This is a genomic window from Paenibacillus sp. FSL H8-0332 (assembly GCF_037963835.1).
GTDB classification, from domain to species: domain Bacteria; phylum Bacillota; class Bacilli; order Paenibacillales; family Paenibacillaceae; genus Paenibacillus_AQ; species Paenibacillus_AQ rhizoplanae.
Window position 1 is genome coordinate 5,250,568 of record NZ_CP150145.1, and the last position, 20,150, is coordinate 5,270,717.

The following is a 20,150-nucleotide window of genomic DNA, read 5'->3' on the forward strand; positions in this document are numbered from 1 at the left end:
TCCCCGCTTTCGCTCATAGACATGATCTCTTACCTTCATGACTATTCGGGACAAACAGGGGTTAGAACAAGCCTGCCAAGGCGTTACTCCGCAGCATTTTCCGTATCGGTGTCACCCGCCAAGGCTACGGGGATATTCTCTCCATATTCATTAAGAGGACTTAGCTTCAGTGCTACCTGCGTTTTGCCCTTGTTCTTGACCTGACTCTGCTCTGTGACATAGCCTTCTCCCTCAATGGAGATGCCCACCTTCAGCAGGTTCAGAATCTCCAGCGCATCGCGCAGGGACTGTCCGCGCAAATCAGGAAGCGTCAGATTCTCTCCCTGCTCGCTTAACAGATAGATCCGCTGGCCGGCTGTTAAGGCAGTGCCTTTCTCAGGGTACTGGCTAACTACATTAGCACCTTGACCGACCGCTTCAAAATCAAAGCCCTGATTAATGAGCAGTTGTCTCGCTGCCTTCACCGTCTTGCCGGTCAGATCCGGCGCTTTGCGCTGGACCACAGCCTCGGCCTTCACCGTCTTCTTGTCGGCAGGACCTGTGACATCCCCCGCTTTGGGCACGCCCATATAAGGAAGCGCATGGGAGACGATATCCTTGAAGACTGGACCCGCAGCAGCACCGCCGCCGGCAGCATCGGCAGGCTCGTCAATGGTTACGAAGACCACGATCTTCGGATCATTGGCCGGTGCGTAACCGAGGAACGCGGAGCGAACCTTGTCCCGGTCATACCCGCCCTTACCATCTGGCTTGATCGCAGTACCTGTCTTACCTGCTACCCGGTATCCCTCAATGTAAGCATGTCTGCCGGTTCCGTGCTGCTGATCCGCCACTACCTGTTCCAGATAGCTGCCCGTCTCCCGTGCGCTTGCCTCTGAGAGCACCTGACGTACAACCTCCGGCTTGGTGACCGTGGTCTTGCCGGTATTCGGATCGGTAACCTCCTTCACCACATGCGGCACCAGCAGCTTGCCGCCGTTCGCAATCGCCGCCATGGCCGTGAGCTGCTGAATCGGGGTCACCAGCAGCTTGCCGTGACCATAGGCAAGTGTAGCATTCTCTACCGCCCGGTTCGGGTCCGGGTTGACAAGCCCGGTGATTTCGCCCGGAAGATCAATTCCTGTCTTCTCACTAAAACCAAAATCATTGATATACTTCAGCAACTTGTCCTTGCCCAGCATCTCGTAACCGAACTTAACAAAGGCAACGTTACTGGACCGTTTGACCCCCTCCAAGAAGGTGATCGTCCCGTATCCGGCCCGGTTCATATCGAAGATTGGCTTGCTGTACCCTTTGATCCGGATGGAGCCTGATTGAAACTTTTCATTCGGATTGAACAGCTTCTCCTGCACAGCACCGGCCAGCGGGACGATCTTGAATGTTGAACCCGGCTCGAATCTTGTCATAATCGCATGATTAAAGAAGCCCGCCGCATCCTGATTCTGATCGTAATATTCATTCGGGTTAAAGGTCGGCATGTTGGCCAGACCCAGAATCTCCATCGTGTTCGGATCGGCAGCAATGACACTGATCGATTTGGGCTTATACTCGGCAAAAGCCTTCTTCATGGCCTCTTCAATATATAATTGGATCGTGCTGTCGATCGTCAGCTTATAGTTGCTTCCATTCACCACAGGCTGGAACGTATCCTTGGAATCGGGCAGCTTGATGCCCTTACCGTCACTCTGGTAATCCAGCTTCCCATCCGTTCCGGAGAGCTGTTTGTCCAGGAGCTTTTCCAGTCCCATCATTGCTTTGCCGTCTCTGTCTGTGTAGCCCAGAATATGCGCAGCAAGCGAATCCTTAGGATAATAGCGCTTCTGCTCCCTGACGAGCCCGACTCCGGTCTCCAGCGTATCATGTTCTTTCTTAAGCTTCTCTACAAAAGCCTTCACTTTATCGGCCATATCCTGGTTAATCTTCCAGCCTTCATTACGGATCTCACGGTTCTTCAGATATTTTCCGTCTTTATCCTTGGCCTCCACCAGCTTCTTCAGCTCATCCACCGGTTTGTTCAATAGCTCATGCAGGCCCTGAATCACCTCTTCGCCGATCTTTTTCTCGGCAATGACCTGAGGGTTAACCACCACCGTGTAGGCCGGCACATCGCTGGCCAGAACACTGCCGTTACGGTCTTCGATCACCCCGCGGACAGCCTTGATGGTTGAAGTATGCGCCCACTGCGTAGCTGCGGCCTCCTGCCACTCCTTGCCTTGCAAAACCTGAATCCAGAATACTCTGGCGACTAAAACAAGAAAAAAGAGGGTAATACACCCTCCTATAAACAGCGTGCGAAGTTTGATTCTCTTAACCATAAGGTACCTCACAACCTCTATTATTGCGATTGCCGTTCATCGCTGATTATTTACCGGCCTTTTCAGTAGCCTGGCTGCTAAGCGGAACATAGATGGTAGAGTCCTCAGAAGGGACTACAAAACCCATTTCCTTCGCCCGCGGGACGATCGTCTGCTCCAGCGTCTGCTTCTCCATCTGAAATGTTGCAATTTGTTTTTTGCTGTTGGCAATTGCGCTGTCCAGCTTCTGGGCCTGCATATTCAAATCGTAAATATGGACGTAACGCCAGATCAGGGAGGCTGCTACCAGAATAAAGGCTCCCAGCGTCAGCATGTACAAAAGCTTCTCCTGCAGCGGCAGCACTCTGCGCCTGGTGACAACTTTCGTTTTCTCACGGTACAGCGGGTTTGCCGTTTCTTTTCTCTTAGGTTGAACTGCTAAATTTCCGCGGGTATAAGCCATCTCTGATTCTCCTTTATCGTCATCTACAATTTCTCAGCGATACGCAGCTTGGCTGAACGGGCACGCGAGTTAAGCTCCAGCTCTTCTTCTCCCGGCACAATGGGCTTGCGGTTCATTAGCTTCAAGGTACCTTTGGCACCGCATACGCAGTACGGAAGGTCAGGCGGACAAGTACAACGGCTTAGATAGCTGCTGAAAATCTGCTTGCAGATCCGGTCCTCCAACGAGTGAAAGGTGATAACGGATACCCTTCCCTCAGGCGCCAGACAGCGTACAGCCGCATGCAGCCCTTCCTCAAAAGCACCCAGCTCATCATTGACGGCTATCCGCAGCCCCTGAAAACTCCGCTTGGCCGGATGTCCTCCGGTCCTTCTTGCAGCCGCAGGAATGCCTTCCTTGATCAGTTCGGCCAATTCACCGGTGCTCTCCACCGGGCGTTCTTCCCTGCGCTCAACAATCTTCCGGGCAATCCGCCGTGAGAATTTCTCTTCTCCATACTGGAAAAGCACCCTGGCAATTTCCCGCTCACTCCAGGTGTTGACGATATCCGCCGCCGTCAGCTGTGCCGACTGGTCCATCCGCATATCCAGCGGAGCGTCATGATTGTAGCTGAATCCGCGTTCCCCCTCGTCAAACTGCGGAGAAGATACCCCCAGATCAAAGAGAATCCCGTCTACTTGAGGAACTCCGTCCTTCTGTGGAACAAACGGCAGTCCCTTCAGAACCTGCTCCAGATCGCGGAAGTTGGTCTTAACGGTCACCACCTTGTCGCCGTATCCGGACAATCTCTCCTTCGCATTGTTCAGCGCCCAGTCATCCTGATCCAGACAGATCAGCCGGCCCTCACCGCTAAGCTTGGATGCGATAAGGGCGCTGTGCCCGGCTCCTCCGAGCGTACAATCTACATATAGGCCATCCTTCTTGATGTGCAGCCCTTCTGTCGCTTCTTCTTTTAGTACCGTGATGTGGTGAAACAAGCTGCATCCCTCCAAGGCAGTAATTCGAAATGGTATGTTTTATAGATCAAAATTGAAATCCACCAATTTCTCGGCGATTTCGTTGAACGATTCTTCTGACTGTTCGAAGTACTGCTCCCATAGCTGCTTGTTCCAGATCTCCACCCGGTTCGAAACGCCCAGAATAACACAGTCCTTGTCCAGCTTGGCATATTGCCGCAGATTACCCGGCAGATTCACCCTGCCTTGCTTGTCCCATACACACTCAGTCGCTCCCGAGAAAAAAAAGCGGCTGAACGCACGGGCATCCGATTTCATCAGTGATAGGCTTTTAAGCTTTTGCTCCATGATTCCCCATTCTTCCATGGGATAAACAAACAAGCATGAGTCCAGGCCGCGGGTCGCAACGAAGGAGGTTCCGAGCATGTCACGGAACTTGGCCGGGATAATAATCCGGCCTTTATCGTCAATGCTGTGCTGGTATTCCCCCATAAACATGCTTGGTCCCCACCTTTAAATCCCGATTCCCCACTTTGCCCCACTTTTCACCACCTAAGCATAATAGATTCGCCATTAAAAATCAAAAACCTTTTTCCGGAGCAAGGTAATTTTTTCTTATTTGTCAAGAGGCTATTCTTGCAATCCCTGCGGACATGCAAAAGCCCGGGCCAATGTGATTGGCTCCGGGCTCGTGCAGATCCATATCCTTAGTCGTTCAGATTCCAGCTGTCCAGATACTCCACTTGCGCCTGTGTCAGGCTGTCGATGGATATCCCCAGACTTTCCAGCTTGTAACGCGCTACCTGCTCATCCAGCTCATAGGGTACATTCTCCACTTTGACGCCAATACTCTTATAATTATCATTCACATATTTAAGGGACAAGGCCTGGAGTGCGAAGGTGGTATCCATAATCTCTGCCGGATGACCATCCGCTGCGCCAAGGTTCACCAGACGTCCTTCAGCCAGGAGATACAGCTTGCGTCCGTCCTTAAGCTTATACTCTTCGATATTCTTGCGCACCGTCCGCTGGGACACCGAGCGCTCAGCCAGCTCCGGCTTGTTGACCTCCACATCGAAATGTCCGGCATTGCAGAGAATCGCGCCATCTTTCATCACATCATAATGCTCACCGCGGATTACGTAACGGTTGCCAGTGACTGTAACGAAGAAATCACCGTGCTTCGCAGCTTCCGAAATCGGCATGACATGGAATCCGTCCATGTGGGCTTCGACCGCCTTGATCGCATCCACTTCTGTAACAATTACGTTCGCCCCAAGCCCCTTGGCCCGCATCGCTACACCTTTACCGCACCAGCCGTAGCCGACCACAACCACTGTTTTACCGGCCACAATCAGGTTAGTGGTGCGGACGATGCCATCCCATGCCGACTGTCCTGTACCATAGCGGTTATCGAACAAATATTTGCAATAAGCGTCATTTACCGCCACCATCGGGAATTTCAGCATGCCTTGCTTCTGCAGTGCCTTCAGCCGAATGATGCCTGTTGTCGTCTCCTCCGCCCCCCCACGGACATTCTCCATCAGGTCGGGACGCTCGGAGTGCAGCAGGGTGGCGAAATCACCGCCGTCATCGATAATGAGATCCGGCTTGCTCTCCAGTGCCCGGATGTTCAGTGCCTTGAACTCTTCCGGGGAAGGATTGTACTTGGCAAATACGGTAATGCCGTCCTCAACGAGTGCCGCACACACGTCGTCCTGGGTAGATAACGGGTTGGAGCCTGTAATCGTCACCTCAGCGCCACCAGCCTGCACTACCTTGGCCAGATAAGCGGTCTTGGCTTCCAGATGAAGGGTGATTGATACCTTGAGCCCCTTGAACGGCTGCTCGGCTTCGAACTGCTCACGGATGCGGTTCAGTACCGGCATATGCTGGCGAACCCAGTCGATTTTGAGATGCCCCTCAGGTGCAAGCGACATATCGGCAACAATACTGTTTTGCTTGGATATTGAACTCATGGTAGGACCCCCTAGAATAATTTGCTTACATATAAATAATACGGTGTGTTCCACTGTAGTCAGCAGACACAGCCATCAATTCCTCCAGCCATTCCAATCCGTACCGGTTCAGATAATACATCATATTATAGACCCGCTCCTGAAGCTTGCCCAGCGGCATTAGCGATAGCTCGATCCGTTCCCACTGGCGCAGTGCAGCTTCATTCTGCTTCTCCATCGCATCCAGAGCTTTGCCCTGCAGGAAGGAGATCTGGTCGATAATCTTATCCTTGTTATTGCTGCCCAGCTTCAGCAGACCCGCCTGAATGCTCCCAAGCTGTTCGATCAGCGGCTCATACATCCCTGAGAATGCTGCCTTGATCTCTTCGAATTTGTCTTCGAGCTTCAGCTCATCCTGAGCGCTCAGCCACGCTTTGCGTTTATCATCCAGACCCGTCTGCACATCCGTGAAGGACAAGCCGTATTTATCCATATGCTTGTGAAGTGTTCCCTCAATGACTGAAAAAGACATACGCGGAATAATAAGCGGCATCTGTCCGTCCATGATCTTGAAGGCTTGCTGTGGAATTGCCCAGTAAGCCATTTCCCCTTGTCCAAGCACCGTAGCGAGGACAGGAAGCACATAATCCTGCATCAGCGGACGGGTTAGCACATTGTTGCTGAACCGTTCGGGATGGCTCTCCAGCAGCTCCAGCAGCTCAGAACGGGAGAACGAGACTGTCGCCTTCCGGTCTGTGAACCGTCCCTCCACCTTATGGAGCAGAAGCCGTGCACCTTCATGGATATAGAAAAGATTCGCATTGCCGGGCGTCACATCAGCCTGTAGCTCATATCCGCTGTCCGTAATCCGTTCAGCCGCTGCCAGATAAGCTGCCTCCAGCTCGTCATTCCGTTCAATCATGGAAGCGAACATGGGCGCTTCCAGCCTGCGCAGGGCAGGATCGGCAGAATCCAGCAAAATCAGTCCGAATTTGCCGAACAAAGACCCCAGCAGCTTCGCAAACGCCTCCGTCATATTCCCGGCACCCGTTGATGCAGCCGTGACCAGCTCCATCAGTTGCGGCTTGAACTCACTGTCCTGCAATAAGCCGTCCAGCTGCGCAACCACTTGAAGCCAGCTCTCGGCATCCACCTTGATCTCACTGACCGAGGACCGGGGTCCTTCACCTTTATCCAGCTTAATCCGGGTAATTTCGCCGGTCCGGTTCAGCACATAGGTATGATTGACCTCATCCCAGTCATGATCCTCCCCCGCAATCCAGAACAGCGGCACGACGGGCCGTCCAAGCTGAGCCGCCGCCTCCCGGGCAGCCTGAATGGTCGTAATGGCCTTATAGACCACGAAGAGCGGGCCGGTGAACAAGCCGCTCTGCTGACCGCCGGTCACCACGAGAGTTTCTGGCTGCTCAAGCAATTCAAGCGAATGAAGAACTGCCTCATGCGTATTGTGCTTCCCGTTGTAGCTGCGTAAGTATGCAACTACTTCTGCGCGGTCTGCCCGCAGGCTTCCGGTACGATCCAGCCATTCAGCGCGTTCAGCCCGGCTCTCCGGGACGCGGAAGTCCCCGCCATACAAATGTCCTACTGCTTCATATTGATGTATATAGTCACTGGCGAGCGCAGATCCGCCCGGCAGTGGTTCCGGTACAACATTCATGGATTGTGGCCTCCTTGTTCTGCAATAACCTGCTGCTATATGTAATTCATAAATCGATAAACCCTTTATGATTGTATCCAAAGTTAGGGGCGGCGTCAAAGAAAGAAACACCGGGCTCATCCATCAAGCCCACACGATGAAACAATAGGCGAGAGCTAAATGCTCCCGCCTACGTTCCACCTGCCATTTTAAGTTTAGGCAAACTGCTTGGCCACGAAATGTCCTTTGGACACCTCAATCATCTCAAAGTCGCTGTCATTTGTTTTTTCGCCAGCAGCATAAATCGGGCTGCCCAGCTCATCATGCAGATGAATGCGTTTTTTGTTTGCCTCCACCTCTGGGTCCGGAACCGGAATCGCAGAGAGCAGGGATTTGGTATATGGATGGAGCGGATTAGCGTACAATTCTTCACTTTCCGCCAATTCTACCATTTTGCCCAGGTACATAACGGCCACACGGTCACTGATATGCTTAACCATGGACAAGTCATGCGCGATGAAGAGATAAGTAAGTCCAAGACGGTCCTGCAGCTCCTTGAGGAGGTTAACGACCTGTGCCTGGATGGAAACGTCAAGTGCCGAGATCGGCTCATCACAGACGATGAACTTAGGGTTCACGGCAAGCGAGCGGGCAATCCCGATACGTTGGCGTTGTCCGCCGGAGAACTCATGCGGATAACGGGTAGCGTGATCATGGTTAAGACCAACCATATCCAGCAGCTCTTCAATCCGCTTCTTGCGTTCCTGCCGGCTTCCGGCCAGATTGTGAATATCCAATGCTTCGCCAATGATGTCAGATACCGTGAACCGCGGGTTAAGCGAGGCATACGGGTCCTGGAAAATCATTTGCATATCACGGCGCATAGCCTTCATTTTGCCGCCGGACAATTTGTAGATATCTGTACCATTATATTTCACGCTTCCTGCAGTCGGCTCATACAAGCGAAGAACTGTACGGCCGGCAGTAGTCTTGCCGCAGCCGGACTCCCCTACCATACCCAGGGTTTCGCCTTCGCGAATCGAGAAACTAATATTATCAACAGCCTTAAGAACTCTTCCCTTACCAACATTGAAATACTTCTTAAGACCTTCTACTTCAATCAGATTCTTGCTCAAATTCTTACTCAAACGAACTGCACCTCCTTGGCCATCGAATGCAGATTCCAGCAGCCCGCCATAATGCGTCTCACTGAACTCTGTGGCGCCGGGATCAACTCCTTCACAGGGCAGCCATTGCTTCGCTGCAATGCGCTGTGAGCGGATAACCGACCGGCGGCTTAATCAGATCCGGGGAAGTTCCGATGATCGGAATCACCGGCTCGCCCTTCTTGGGGTCAAGACGCGGCACCAGCCGCACAAGACCCTTGGTGTACTACGATAACCCGGTCACATCACACGGCAATTACGCCAGGGATATGTAATCAGGATGATGGAGGTCCCAAGCGAATGTTGCACATCGCCGGAGACTGCGTGGGAGATATTGGTTAAAGCGAGCCTGCGCATTCACACTTTAATAAGTTGATTATACGCTGCGGCCGCTGACATATTCTGATGTCAGATCAAAACTTCGGTTATCTGTTTGCCCACTTGGATCATTGGGTTCAAAGATGTCATCGGGTCTTGAAATATCATGCCAATATCTTTGCCGCATGGGTTCCACCATTGTTTACTTCCTATTTTTTCAGCTTAGGGTCAAGCGCATCACGCAGACCGTCACCAAAAATATTAAAGGAAAGCATCGTTAAACTGATGAGAATCGCAGGGAACAGGAACCGCCACGGATAATACATCCAGCCAGTTAGTGAGTCACTGATCATTGAACCGAGTGAAGCAATAGGAGCTTGTACACCAAGTCCGAGGAAGCTCAGGAACGCTTCGGCAAAAATGGCATTCGGCACAGACAGCGTAATCGTTACGATAATCGGTCCTACAGCATTCGGCAAAAGATGCTTGAACAGCAGTCGCCTGGACCCTGCACCCATTGAACGCGAAGCCAATACGAACTCACGGTTCTTCAGCTGCATAATCTCCCCGCGCACAATCCAGGACATGGTAATCCAGCCTGTTATCGTAAGCGCCAGGATGATCGTTCCAAGACTTGGCTCAAGTACAACTAAGAGCAGGATAACAACCAGCAGGTACGGAATGGAGTACAGAATTTCAGAAATCTTGTTCATAATGTTGTCTACGCGGCCACCGAAGTAACCCATGATTCCGCCGTAGATCACCCCGATAAAGAGGTCAATTGCAGCGGCTGCAAGACCGACAATCAGTGAGATACGTGCGCCGTACCAGGTACGGACAAAGATATCACGGCCCAGATCATCTGTACCAAACCAGTGGTCGGATGAAGGAGGCTTGTTGGTGCTGAGCAAATCGTTAGAATAGTAATTGAATTTTGAGAAGAACGGAGCAATAATCGCAGCCAGCACGATCAGTCCAAGAATACCAAGCGCAGTCATTGCCATTTTATTCTGGCGCAGACGTTCCCAGGAATCGCGCCAAGCGGACAGACTTTCGCGCTGAATGACTTCAGCCTGCCGTTCATCAATTCCGATTTGATGGAAGTCTTCCGGTTTCAGGTTCGCATCCTGCGATACCAAGTTTTTGTCAGAAGCCACTCGTTAGCCCTCCTTTCCGCCAGTTAGTTTGATACGCGGATCTATAAACACATAAGCAATGTCAGTGATAAACCGTGCTACCATAAGCAGTACACCATAGAAGATGGTGATTCCCATAATTACAGTATAATCGCGGACACCAATCGCTTCGACAAATTGCTTGCCGATACCACCGATACCGAAAATCTGCTCGATTACTACAGAACCTGTTACGATGTTAGCTGTCATGGGTCCCATATAGGTTACAACCGGCAAAATCCCGTTGCGCAGCACATGGCGGCTCAGAATTGCTGCCCAGCTTAGGCCTTTGGCCTTAGCCGTCTTGATGTAATCCGCATGCAGCACCTCCAGCATACTGGAGCGCGTCAGCCTCGCTATGAAGGCTATCGGCTGCGCTGATAGTGCAGCTACAGGCAAGAAATAATACATTGGCCCCTTAAATCCGGAGACCGGGAACATGTGGAACTTGTAGGCAAACACATATTGCAGCAGCGAGGCGACTACAAAGCTCGGAACCGCAATCCCCAGCACCGCCAGCACCATTGCTGCACTGTCAATAAACTTGCGGTGATAGAGTGCCGCCATCATGCCGAGAAAGACTCCGACAATAACCGACACAAGAATTGCGATAAGCCCCAGCTTCAGAGACGCCGAGAATGTTTGGCCGATCAAGTGGGTTACATCCTGATTCAGACGCTTCATGGATACACCCAGATCACCTTGAGCGATTTCACCCAAATACTTAACATACTGATGATAGAGCGGCTTGTCCAATCCATACTGCTCGTATAAACGCGCTCTTATTTCTGGTGGAATCTTCTTTTCAGCCGTAAACGGGTCCCCCGGAATAGCTTTCATCAGAAAAAAGGTCGCTGAAATCAATACAAACAGCGAGACAACCATATAGAAAAACTTATTGGCAATATAACGGGCCATCCCCATCAACACCTCCTTTGACTTTTTTCAAGACACATAATTAGATTTTATGAAAAAAATGGCCATTTGTCTAATTTCTTATTTTGTAAGTTCGTGAAATCTTTAACAAAAATCCTGAAATGCAAAAAAAAGGGATATATATGGAATTCCACATATATATCCCGAAGTGTATTGCACCCTTCAGACTACCACTATTCAGTTAAGCAATCTCAAGGTCCAGCAAAACTTAGTGCTCGAGGAGATATCCGCGAGTGAAGTCAATTGCACCGCTGAAGTCAAGAGTTACACCTTTGAGGTACTCTTTAGTCAGGGAGTTGTTTGTGTAGTAGTAGAACGGAATCAGAATCATATCATCCTGAATGATCATTTTCTCAGCTTTGGCAAACATTTCTTGGCGTGCTGCCAGGTCGGAGCTTGTTTTAGCTTCGTTAATCAGCTTGTCATACTCAGGGTTAGCGTAACCTGTATCATTGTTACCGCCGCCTGTTACCCACATATCCAGGAAGGTCATTGGATCATTGTAATCCGCAGTCCAGCCAGCACGTGCGATCTGGTAGTTCAGGTTCTGACGGTTGTCGATAAATACAGCCCATTCCTGGTTCACAGTGTTTACAGTGATATCCAGAGCCTTTTTCCACATATCAGCTACAGCCAAAGCAATTTTCTTGTGGCCTTCACTGGTGTTGTAAGACAATTCAACCGGTGGCAGTGCAGTCAGACCTTCTTCAGCCAGACCTTCTTTAAGCAATGCTTTGGCTCCTTCAATATCTTCCTTGAAGTAGTCGTCTTTAACTGCATTACGGAATTCACCGTCAGCGCCGGCAATACCCGGTGGTACATAACCAAATGCTGGGATTTGTCCACCCAATGTTACGTTGTCGATCAGAGCCTGGCGGTTAATAGACATTGCCAGGGCTTTACGGATTTTAACGTTGTCGAACGGTTTTTCAGTGATGTTGAATTCATAGTAATAGGTACTTGCGATACCTTTTCTCTGGAACTCGTTAGGAAGCTCTTTTTGTACAATTGGAATCTGCTCTTGCGGGATTTCGCCGTGTGGTGCGCCAGCGCGGTCAAGTTCGCCGTTCTTGTAGCTCAGCAGTTCAGTTGCGCCGCTGTTAACCAGGGAGAAGTCGATTTTGGCCAGCTTAACGCTTGCAGCATCCCAATACTTATCGTTCTTGCTTACTTGCAGGGATTGGCCTGTAGTCCACTCAGTCAGGGTGAACGCGCCGTTAGTGATCATAGTGTCTTTACTTGTAGCCCATTTAGCATTACCCTCAACAGATTTGTGTACAGGGTAATAAGTATAGAAGGACAGAAGTCCAAGGAAGTAAGGAGTTGGAGCCTTCAGCGTAACTTCAAGAGTTTTCGCATCTACAGCTTTTACGCCCACTTGACTGAAATCTGTAATTTTCTTTCCATAATATTCTTCAGCATTCTTCAGGTAGTACAGTTGATAAGCGTAAGGTGCAGTAGGATCTGTGTTAGGGTCGAGCACGATTTTCCATGCGCGAACGAAGTCAGCAGCTTCTACAGGGTCACCGTTGCTCCACTGTGCATCACGCAGGTGGAACGTATATACCAGTCCGTCAGCGGAAACATCCCACTTCTCGGCAATACCTGGCTCAGCTTGGCCAGTTTCATCATTCATGCGGGTCAAGCCTTCATACATTGTCTTCAGGACGGTATTGGCTTGGCTGTCCTGAGCTTGTGCAGGGTTAAACGTAGGTGGTTCTGCAGTCAGGTTAACTCTAAGTGTCTGGTCAGCAGCCAGCTTCTCGTCACCTGTTGTTCCTGTGTTCGTGCTGCCTTCGGGTGCAGTCGTCGCCGCTGCATTGGTGCCGCTGTTCGTATTGTTCTTGTTTCCGCCGCAGCCAGCAAGCACTGTGCCGATAACTAAAACTAATGCGAACATGAGCAATAGACTTTTACTCTTCTTCATCTAGCAGTTCCCCCTAAATAGAATGTGGTATATGGTTTATGATTATACAACCAGTGGTCAAAAAAATCTAGAGCAATATTTTCTGAAAACGACTTTTTTTTAATTCTTTAAAATTTTGTGACGTTGACGCTTCACCGGAGCAGTGGAACGTTACATCGCTTGTGATATGTATTGAATGAGGCCTACCACCATAAATAATACGTAGCCTACGCCCAGGAAAAAGAAAGAAAGCCGCCAAACTGCACGAAGCAGCCGTTTTCCGTCCACCCCTCCTTTGAGGCGGTTTTGCGCGCCGCCAATCAGTCCGGCGGATATTAATACAATAAGTAGTATAAGAAAGAAGCCAAATGATGAGTCGAAAATAATATTAAACAATCCGGAAACTGACAGCAATAAAAACAAAGTCGTTACGTCCATCGCCATCATCATTGTTTTTCTCTTGTCATGCCTCAGCCCGATTCCTGCGAAATACACAATTAAAAAAGGAACAATCGGAATAACGCTTAACACGCCGAACGAATTCCGGAGAAATTCCAAACAGCCTCACCCCTCCCTCACAGTCATGCCTTCTACCAGTCCGCAGATCCCGCGGTGCAGTGGCGCCTGAACGCCCTGCTGCAGCCCCATATTCACAATGCTTCCGTTAATCCAGCGGATTTCCGTCTCCCTTACAGCAAGCACATCAGCCAGCATCGATGATGTATTGCCCGAGGTCGCACGGCATACTTCAAGAATGGCTTCCCAGGCACCCTGCTCCAGGGTGATCCCGCAGGCCTCGAATATCCCGATTGCCTCTGTATACAGTTCCCTCATAAGGTGTACACGTTCAGGAGAGGCCAGCAATTCGCCGTTCTGGACCCGCCAAATGGCGGTTAAAGGATTAATTACAGCATTGATTAGAAGCTTCCGGTAAATGATGGTATCCACTTCTTTCGACAGAGAAGCGTGAAATCCTGCTGAGGCAAGAGCTTCTATGAAACTAATTATGGCCGCAGGATCAGACGCCTGCATATCAGTTTCATGAATATAAGTAGGGGAGCTGCTCTTCCCTAAACATATTTCCCCTTTACCTGCATGAATAACCTCTGTTAATGTTTTCCTCTTCGCCGCCTCTGTCGTTACAGCCGCCCAGATGGATGATTCCGGCAACAGCTCCCGCAGCAGCTCCAGATGTCCATAGCCGTTCTGGAACCCTATGATTACAAGCTTCCTGTCTCTTAGCGGCAGGAGAATCTCAGGCAGAGCCTCATGAAGCACCTTCTGCTTGACCGTTAACAGCGTAACCTCCCCGGGCTCGGCGAGCTGACACTGTGTATATTCTTCTACCGGTGCAGCGGAGAAGCTGCTGCCTGGAAGCAGCATGGACTCCCTCTCATCTTCATAGCTGACAGTCAGCCCCTGTTCGGTTAGCGCCCTGCTCTGCCCCTCACTCCTGCACCATATCCGCACTTCGGCTCCGCCGGCGATCAGCCTGCCTGCAAGCAGCAGCCCCAGTGACCCAGCACCTATCACATCGATTCTCATGCTAACCCTGCCCCCTGCCAAGCTCCAATAATTTTCCTAATTATATCCTGCTTGTCTCTGCAAAAGCAAAACAAAAAACCCTGCTAATCCGTTGCTGTGACGCAATCGGACGCAGGGCTCGCTGCCTAAATCTTCTATTCAATCCGTTCCAGGTTTCCGTTCGCATCCATTTTGAAGCGGGTTTTCTCTTCATCCTCTTCATTAAGAAAAGCCAGCCTGCGCGCACGGTCCATAATCTGGATCAGCGCCTTGTAATCATCATTGACCACACGGTAATCACTCTGGGCAAGATTCACTTCTCTGGATAAACGTTCATTCTCTACTCTCAGTTCAGAGAGCTCTTCTTCCTTCTCCCGCAGATCGCGCTCCAGCATTTTAAGCTGTCTTCCGGCCTCCTGGAACGTTCCCTTCCATTGCCGCAAAAAGCGGATCACTGCATCAATAGACAAACTGTTCTCGCTTAATCCTTCGCTGCGGCTGTAGTCTTCTTCCATATCACCAAGAATCAGTCCGGCTACCTGTGCTCCGCGCGAGGCAGGCTGTTTTTTCAGATAGCTCCGTTTCTGGCGCTGGCCTTTGGCAATCCCGATGGCATCCTCGTAGCTTTTGCGCACACAGCTGTTCCAGCGGAAACCGCACGCAGCCGAAGTTCTGCCGATTTTTTCACCCACCTCTTCAAAAGCAGCAAGCTGTGTGCTGCCTTCACGGATATGACGCAGCGTTATTTCTGCCAATATCAGATCATCTTCCGCACTCCAAGCATCCTGTCTAACGGCTGTCATAAAGCCTAACCCTCCTAACAACATCATGAAATAACCATCTTCAAAACCGGCAGCTCCGCCGGGTAGTGAATAGGGGATAAAAGCTGCTTACTCCATTTCTATGCCTCTATTAGAGTTCATAGAATCTATTTGATACTAATTTGTATTGCCAATTTGTCTGCACCTCATACTACCTTTGCTATAAATTCTCTTTTTCCGGGCAGATGGCTTGTGTCAATAATAAAAATCATATTTATTATGAATTTTTGAATTTTTTTCAATGAATTCGTTTACAGTGTTTTAGAGAGCCGTTATAATAAAGGGTAAGCAGCTGTTAGCCGGATTCATACTGGAAGGGGGACCCTCTCTTGGACCGCATGTTTCGCGTATTAGGATTTTTTACACTCGTCATCGGGCTTATGGCTTTTGCCGGTAATCTCACGGAAATGGCCCTGCTATTCTTTTTGCAAACCGCTTTTTTTGTCATTCTGGGCTACATGAAATTTACAGAGAAGACCTACATCCTGCTCTTTTGGGGGTATATGATCCTGACGTTTACAGGCTTCAGCTACTGGACGATATTTGAGATGGGCTTGCCGCTTTAACGCATATATATAGAAATGAACGGATATGGCTTCTTGACTTAAGGAAGCATTTCCGTTTTTTTGTTTGCAGAATTGTAGTTCCGGGACGTTCAAAACAGGGTATGATATTTTAACAGGCCGAAACATATAAATAGTACATACCTGTCTAACTCTGTTCAAGGTGGTGGTGCAAGTGGTATCCCGTAATACTGTTCGCCGGTTATTCGCAGCAATGGTCGTCCTCACCTGCATCGCTATGCCGCCGGCTTCTCCGGTCTATCTGTCCGCCGGTTCCGGCTTCACTTCTGGAGTCAGCGCTTCGCCGCCCTCCATGCCAGACAATGAAGAGACCCGCAAACTGCTGGAGCAGACGTTGTCCTCCGCAGAGATTGAACGCGAGATTGCCCGGATTACCGCAGAACAACAGACGCTGGAGCGCAAAGCCGCTGTGCTCGAGCAGGAGGCTGACGCCAAGCAGAGTAGTATCACGGATCAGCAGGAACGGGCGGGCGCCGTTGTTCGGGCCTATTATATGGGAGAACGGGATGGACTTCTTACAGCATTCCTCTCCGCCAAAAGTATCAGCAGACTGTTCGCACTATTCGATTATTATGAGATTATTATGGGGCAGGACCGGAGAACGCTTACGGAGTATGAATCGCAGTATAAGGATTTGAAAAGCACGCTCACGGCCGCCCGGCGCAGCAGTCAGGAGCTGGCAGAGCTCAAAACAGCGCTTGAAGAGCAGCGGAAGCGTGTACTTGCCTTGAATAAAGAAATTGAAGGCGGGATTAAGGCTAGTACAGATCCTGAGAGCATGGAACGGCTGCTGGAGGAGTTCAGCAAATATTGGGAGAATATCGGACTGCATGAGGTGCAAAAGTATTTCAAAGCGCTGGCTTCAGCCATGAAGCATCTGCCGGAGTTCGTCCAGAACCGGGACGGCGTGCTGGTGCGCAAGGGGATGACCTATAATCTGGCGCTTTCGGAAAAGGATCTGAATGAGTTCCTGGTTTCCCAGAACCCGCTGTTCCAGGATTTCCGGTTTGCGTTCAAGGACAATTCAATCTCGGCAACAGGTAAAAGCGGGGGCTTATCGCTGTCGCTGACCGGCCGCTATGCCATACAGCAGGAGCCGGTCAACGGCTTGATGTTCCATGTTGATCATGTGGTGTTCAATGGGCTGGAGCTGCCGGATACCACCCGTCAGGCACTGGAGGAAGAATTCGATCTCGGCTTCTACCCTTCCAAGATCGTCTCCTTCCTGCAGGCCACCGAGGTCGCAAGCTCGGACGGCATCCTGCGTGTGAAGCTATCGCTCTCATTCTAAAGGAGGCTTTACCACTGCTTCATAAGCGGCAGCATTCAGCTTGCCGGTTAACAAACCAAGCGCTGCCTCAGCTTTCCGGTTCCACTCCGCCTCAGAGCCGGAAAGGGGGGTGTTATCCTCTGCAAGGAACCATCCGGCATCCATGGGCAGCTTCCCGATCTTCGGCTGGTCTGAGCGGTATAGCTCATCCAGTGCAGGCAGACGGTCTGTGTTCTCCAGCCATTCCTGCTGAGCCGAGCTTGAAGTGACATAAGCGAGCCATCTGACCGCCGCTTCCGGACTGCCCGATTGTGCAGGAAGGGCAAAAAAACGGCTGTTAATCACCTCATAGTTTGGTACGCCCTCCTGCTTCTTCGGCATCTGCACCGCCAGTGTTGAATTCCCGTGCTTTTTCCACTCCGAGAGCGGCACGGCCGCCACCGCAAGCTTCCCCTCCTGCAGCAGCTCCCAGATCTCCTTATTGAACTGGCTGGTCAGATACAAATAACTACTCGCCGCTTCTGTCCACCGGGCCTGCTCAAGGCTGACGGAGCGCAGACTGCTGCCCATGCTATGCAGCACAGCGGCATACCCGTATGGATTCCGCGTATCCATTGCCAGCAGATACCGGTTCTTCTCCTTTTCCTGCTTCAGCCGGACAAGCAGCTCATTCCACTGCTCCAGACTTGCCGGCACCTCCGCAAAGCCTAATCCAGCAAGCCGTTCAGGTGAATACACCAGAACGTATGGATCGATATCCAACGGCACTCCCCAGTTATATCCGTTCCATTGCATCTGCGGAATAAGCATCGTAAGCGGGGTGCTCCCGGGAACACTCTGGTAGATATCTACAGGCAATAGATAGCCCCGGGTCGCCAGATCATAGATGCTGTGACCGTCCAACATCACAATATCCGGGCTTGTCCCGACGGTTAACTCCTTCCGAACCTGTGCTCCCCCGTCTTCCGCTTCTACATTCTTAAGGATCACACTGGCTCCGCTGGATAAGGAATACTCCTTACTGATCTGCTCCAGGACGCTGAATTCCTCCGTACTGAGCGAGACGCGGACCTGGAGGCTTTCGACTTCCCCTGCTTCCCCTGAAGGAGGATGCTCTGATTGGTCCAGCGGCTGTCTGGGCGGATAGCTTCCATGATCCGTATTCAGTTCCATGCTGGGTGACAGGCTTGTCAGCGCCAGCAGCAGAACTGCAAACAGCAGCCAGTAATTTTTGCGTTTCAGCACATGCGCTCTCTCCTTCAGCGTTTCTTATTCCTCATTTTAGCAGAGATGCGGGCGCTTGTCTCGGGTTGTGAAACCGTTCTCTTTATATAGAAGGAAACGGCGGGATTGTTCTGTGCAGGTCAAAACCCGGGTGCGCAAGACGCTGCGTGTGCGGATTATTCTTCCGATCGCTGTTAAAGCCCGATTTCTTATTCAATAAAGGATTAGATGTTGAAATCCGTCTTTAAAGGCGAACGCTACGCTTCTCCAGAACAATTCCGCTCCCTCCGCTGATCGCACCTTTTAACTGCACAAAAACTCTCCCGCCGCTTCCGGGGGCGGGCAGGAAAAAGCCGGGAGTGGTGTTCTCCCGGCTCTGATTGTACTTACTCACCGGCTGGTTGCCGGTTGAATGACGGCTTTGCCCGCTGAGTTGTGAACTGCAGAAGTGATAAACAGCTGCATGAGACATTTGTGAGGGCTATAGCAAATCCGCAGCCAGCTGCGCCAGATGCGAACGCTCGCCCTTTTCAAGTGTAATATGTCCGCTAATGCCCTGTTGCTTGAACTTCTCAACAATATAACTGAGGCCGTTGCTCGCCGCATCCAGATAAGGGTGGTCAATTTGCTCGGGGTCACCCATCAGGATCACCTTACTACCCTCGCCGGCCCGGGAGACAATCGTCTTCACTTCGTGGCGGGACAGGTTCTGCGCCTCATCAATGATAATGAACTGCGACGGGATGGAACGGCCGCGGATATAGGTCAGCGCCTCTACCTGGATACTTCCCAGCCCCATCAATATTTTATCGATATCCCCTGCCTTCTTGGTGTCGAACAAGAATTCCAGGTTATCGTAAATCGGCTGCATCCATGGACGGAGCTTCTCATCCTTCTCTCCCGGCAGATAGCCGATATCCTTACCCATCGGTACGACCGGGCGGGCAATCAGCAGCTTCTTGTATTTGTGTTCATCCTCTACCTTGAACAATCCGGCGGCCAGCGCCAGCAGCGTCTTGCCTGTTCCTGCCTTGCCTGTGATGGTCACCAGCGGAATATCATCATTCAGCAGAAGCTCAAGCGCCATCCGCTGCTGCGCATTCCGGGCGCTGATCCCCCATACCGCATCGTTGCCGAGATAGAGCGGCTCCAGACGGGAGGCATCGCTGTTGACCTTGAGCAGCGCGGATTTGCCGCTGCCGATCTCATCCTTCAGAATGACGAATTCATGCGGATACAGCGGATAGGAAAGCGCCAGCTGCTTCGTGGGCAAGAACCGGTGACTGTAATATTCATCAATCAGTGAAGGATGGGCCATCAGCGACTGGCAGCCGGAGTAGAGCTCATTCAGATCACCGGTGCGGTCGGACAGATAATCCTCCGGGGTTATGCCAAGCACATCCGCTTTGATGCGGACGAGAACATCTTTACTTACAAGTACCACGGGACTCGGGTCAGCCTTCTCGTTCTCCTCATGGAGATAATTGAGCGCTACAGCCAATATCCGGTTGTCATTCGAGACTTCGCCGAACATCTCCTGTACCTTGACGAAGCTGCGGTGGTTAAGCTCCACCTTCAGCGTACCTCCGTGGTCCAGTACCACTCCGCTATGCAGGTGGCCCAGCTCCCGGAGTCCGTCTAACAGACGCGATACGGTGCGGGCGTTGCGGCCGATTTCATCGGCATTACGCTTCTTGGAGTCGATTTCTTCCAGGACTACAGCAGGAATGACCACCTCATTCGCCTTGAAAGCAAAAATCGAATTGGGGTCGTGCAACAGCACGTTAGTGTCCAGTACGAATATCTTTTTCATGTTATCCCCTCCACAGCGCCTGGTTTGATTGATCATACATAACTCTTTTCAGCAAGGGCAAGATAAGGTAAATCACTAATTCTCA

Annotated in this window: 17 protein-coding genes and 1 pseudogene; 2 read left to right on the forward strand and 16 right to left on the reverse strand. The window is 51.0% G+C overall.

The genetic code is table 11. From position 1 onward, the window contains the following. Positions 1-83: 83 nt before the first annotated feature. The 14 genes and pseudogenes from NST43_RS22680 to NST43_RS22745 all read right to left on the reverse strand — a co-directional run bounded on the left by NST43_RS22680 (position 84) and on the right by NST43_RS22745 (position 15,156). The gene (locus tag NST43_RS22680) at positions 84-2,315 is read right to left on the reverse strand and encodes a penicillin-binding transpeptidase domain-containing protein (RefSeq protein WP_339219544.1); all 2,232 of its coding nucleotides are present in this window, start codon (positions 2,313-2,315) and stop codon (positions 84-86) included. A 46-nt stretch (positions 2,316-2,361) separates the two neighbouring features. After that, the gene (locus NST43_RS22685) at positions 2,362-2,757 is read right to left on the reverse strand and encodes a hypothetical protein (RefSeq protein ID WP_339219545.1); all 396 of its coding nucleotides are present in this window, start codon (positions 2,755-2,757) and stop codon (positions 2,362-2,364) included. Positions 2,758-2,780: 23 nt separating this feature from the next. Further along, positions 2,781-3,734 carry a 16S rRNA (cytosine(1402)-N(4))-methyltransferase RsmH gene (gene rsmH, locus NST43_RS22690; RefSeq protein ID WP_339219546.1) on the reverse strand — a complete coding sequence of 318 codons (954 nt, stop codon included), beginning with the start codon at positions 3,732-3,734 and terminating at the stop codon, positions 2,781-2,783. A gap of 39 nt (positions 3,735-3,773) precedes the next feature. Next, positions 3,774-4,211, reverse strand: a complete 438-nt coding sequence (mraZ, locus tag NST43_RS22695; RefSeq protein WP_209987962.1) for a division/cell wall cluster transcriptional repressor MraZ — start codon at positions 4,209-4,211, stop codon at positions 3,774-3,776. Positions 4,212-4,420: 209 nt separating this feature from the next. After that, positions 4,421-5,692 (reverse strand): adenosylhomocysteinase, encoded by a 1,272-nt coding sequence (locus NST43_RS22700; protein WP_209987959.1) that lies wholly within the window; start codon positions 5,690-5,692, stop codon positions 4,421-4,423. A 25-nt stretch (positions 5,693-5,717) separates the two neighbouring features. Next, positions 5,718-7,349 (reverse strand): bacillithiol biosynthesis cysteine-adding enzyme BshC, encoded by a 1,632-nt coding sequence (gene bshC / locus NST43_RS22705; protein ID WP_339219550.1) that lies wholly within the window; start codon positions 7,347-7,349, stop codon positions 5,718-5,720. Positions 7,350-7,543: 194 nt separating this feature from the next. After that, complete coding sequence (locus tag NST43_RS22710) at positions 7,544-8,464, reverse strand: ATP-binding cassette domain-containing protein (protein WP_209988503.1); 921 nt, start codon at positions 8,462-8,464, stop codon at positions 7,544-7,546. 8 nt (positions 8,465-8,472) lie between these two features. Beyond that, positions 8,473-8,995, reverse strand: a pseudogene (locus tag NST43_RS22715) (peptide ABC transporter ATP-binding protein); the annotation flags it as partial. 26 nt (positions 8,996-9,021) lie between these two features. Continuing rightward, positions 9,022-9,969 carry an ABC transporter permease gene (locus NST43_RS22720; protein ID WP_339219551.1) on the reverse strand — a complete coding sequence of 316 codons (948 nt, stop codon included), beginning with the start codon at positions 9,967-9,969 and terminating at the stop codon, positions 9,022-9,024. Between the two features lie 3 nt (positions 9,970-9,972). Next, on the reverse strand, positions 9,973-10,905 hold the full coding sequence (locus NST43_RS22725) for an ABC transporter permease (protein WP_209987953.1): 933 nt from the start codon (positions 10,903-10,905) through the stop codon (positions 9,973-9,975). Between the two features lie 226 nt (positions 10,906-11,131). Continuing rightward, positions 11,132-12,850, reverse strand: coding sequence for a peptide ABC transporter substrate-binding protein (locus NST43_RS22730; protein WP_339219553.1), 1,719 nt, complete (start codon positions 12,848-12,850; stop codon positions 11,132-11,134). Between the two features lie 150 nt (positions 12,851-13,000). Next, positions 13,001-13,387 (reverse strand): DUF3397 family protein, encoded by a 387-nt coding sequence (locus NST43_RS22735; protein WP_209987947.1) that lies wholly within the window; start codon positions 13,385-13,387, stop codon positions 13,001-13,003. Between the two features lie 6 nt (positions 13,388-13,393). Beyond that, positions 13,394-14,374 carry a ketopantoate reductase family protein gene (locus tag NST43_RS22740; protein WP_339219554.1) on the reverse strand — a complete coding sequence of 327 codons (981 nt, stop codon included), beginning with the start codon at positions 14,372-14,374 and terminating at the stop codon, positions 13,394-13,396. Positions 14,375-14,508: 134 nt separating this feature from the next. Next, the gene (locus tag NST43_RS22745) at positions 14,509-15,156 is read right to left on the reverse strand and encodes an RsfA family transcriptional regulator (RefSeq protein ID WP_209987941.1); all 648 of its coding nucleotides are present in this window, start codon (positions 15,154-15,156) and stop codon (positions 14,509-14,511) included. 347 nt (positions 15,157-15,503) lie between these two features. Between NST43_RS22745 and NST43_RS22750 the strand changes: the two genes are divergently transcribed. Beyond that, positions 15,504-15,740, forward strand: coding sequence for a DUF2626 family protein (locus NST43_RS22750; RefSeq protein WP_074112261.1), 237 nt, complete (start codon positions 15,504-15,506; stop codon positions 15,738-15,740). Positions 15,741-15,912: 172 nt separating this feature from the next. Next, positions 15,913-17,049, forward strand: a complete 1,137-nt coding sequence (locus tag NST43_RS22755; RefSeq protein WP_339219557.1) for a hypothetical protein — start codon at positions 15,913-15,915, stop codon at positions 17,047-17,049. Here the strand turns inward: NST43_RS22755 and NST43_RS22760 are convergent. Next, the gene (locus tag NST43_RS22760; protein ID WP_339219558.1) at positions 17,041-18,273 is read right to left on the reverse strand and encodes an extracellular solute-binding protein; all 1,233 of its coding nucleotides are present in this window, start codon (positions 18,271-18,273) and stop codon (positions 17,041-17,043) included. The two genes, NST43_RS22755 and NST43_RS22760, sit on opposite strands and share 9 nt — an antisense overlap. 460 nt (positions 18,274-18,733) lie before the next feature. Further along, entirely contained in the window at positions 18,734-20,065 is a 1,332-nt protein-coding gene (locus tag NST43_RS22765) for a PhoH family protein (RefSeq protein ID WP_036724299.1), read from the reverse strand. Positions 20,066-20,150: the final 85 nt, after the last annotated feature.

Excerpts from the sequence above, each read along its gene's own strand:
- NST43_RS22680 (WP_339219544.1), bottom strand. The coding sequence starts at position 2,315 with ATGGTTAAGAGAATCAAACTTCGCACGCTGTTTATAGGAGGGTGTATT.
- NST43_RS22740 (WP_339219554.1), bottom strand. The coding sequence starts at position 14,374 with ATGAGAATCGATGTGATAGGTGCTGGGTCACTGGGGCTGCTGCTTGCA.
- NST43_RS22685 (WP_339219545.1), bottom strand. The coding sequence starts at position 2,757 with ATGGCTTATACCCGCGGAAATTTAGCAGTTCAACCTAAGAGAAAAGAA.
- NST43_RS22725 (WP_209987953.1), bottom strand. The coding sequence starts at position 10,905 with ATGGCCCGTTATATTGCCAATAAGTTTTTCTATATGGTTGTCTCGCTG.
- bshC (WP_339219550.1), bottom strand. The coding sequence starts at position 7,349 with ATGAATGTTGTACCGGAACCACTGCCGGGCGGATCTGCGCTCGCCAGT.
- NST43_RS22765 (WP_036724299.1), bottom strand. The coding sequence starts at position 20,065 with ATGAAAAAGATATTCGTACTGGACACTAACGTGCTGTTGCACGACCCC.
- mraZ (WP_209987962.1), bottom strand. The coding sequence starts at position 4,211 with ATGTTTATGGGGGAATACCAGCACAGCATTGACGATAAAGGCCGGATT.
- NST43_RS22700 (WP_209987959.1), bottom strand. The coding sequence starts at position 5,692 with ATGAGTTCAATATCCAAGCAAAACAGTATTGTTGCCGATATGTCGCTT.
- NST43_RS22730 (WP_339219553.1), bottom strand. The coding sequence starts at position 12,850 with ATGAAGAAGAGTAAAAGTCTATTGCTCATGTTCGCATTAGTTTTAGTT.
- NST43_RS22745 (WP_209987941.1), bottom strand. The coding sequence starts at position 15,156 with ATGACAGCCGTTAGACAGGATGCTTGGAGTGCGGAAGATGATCTGATA.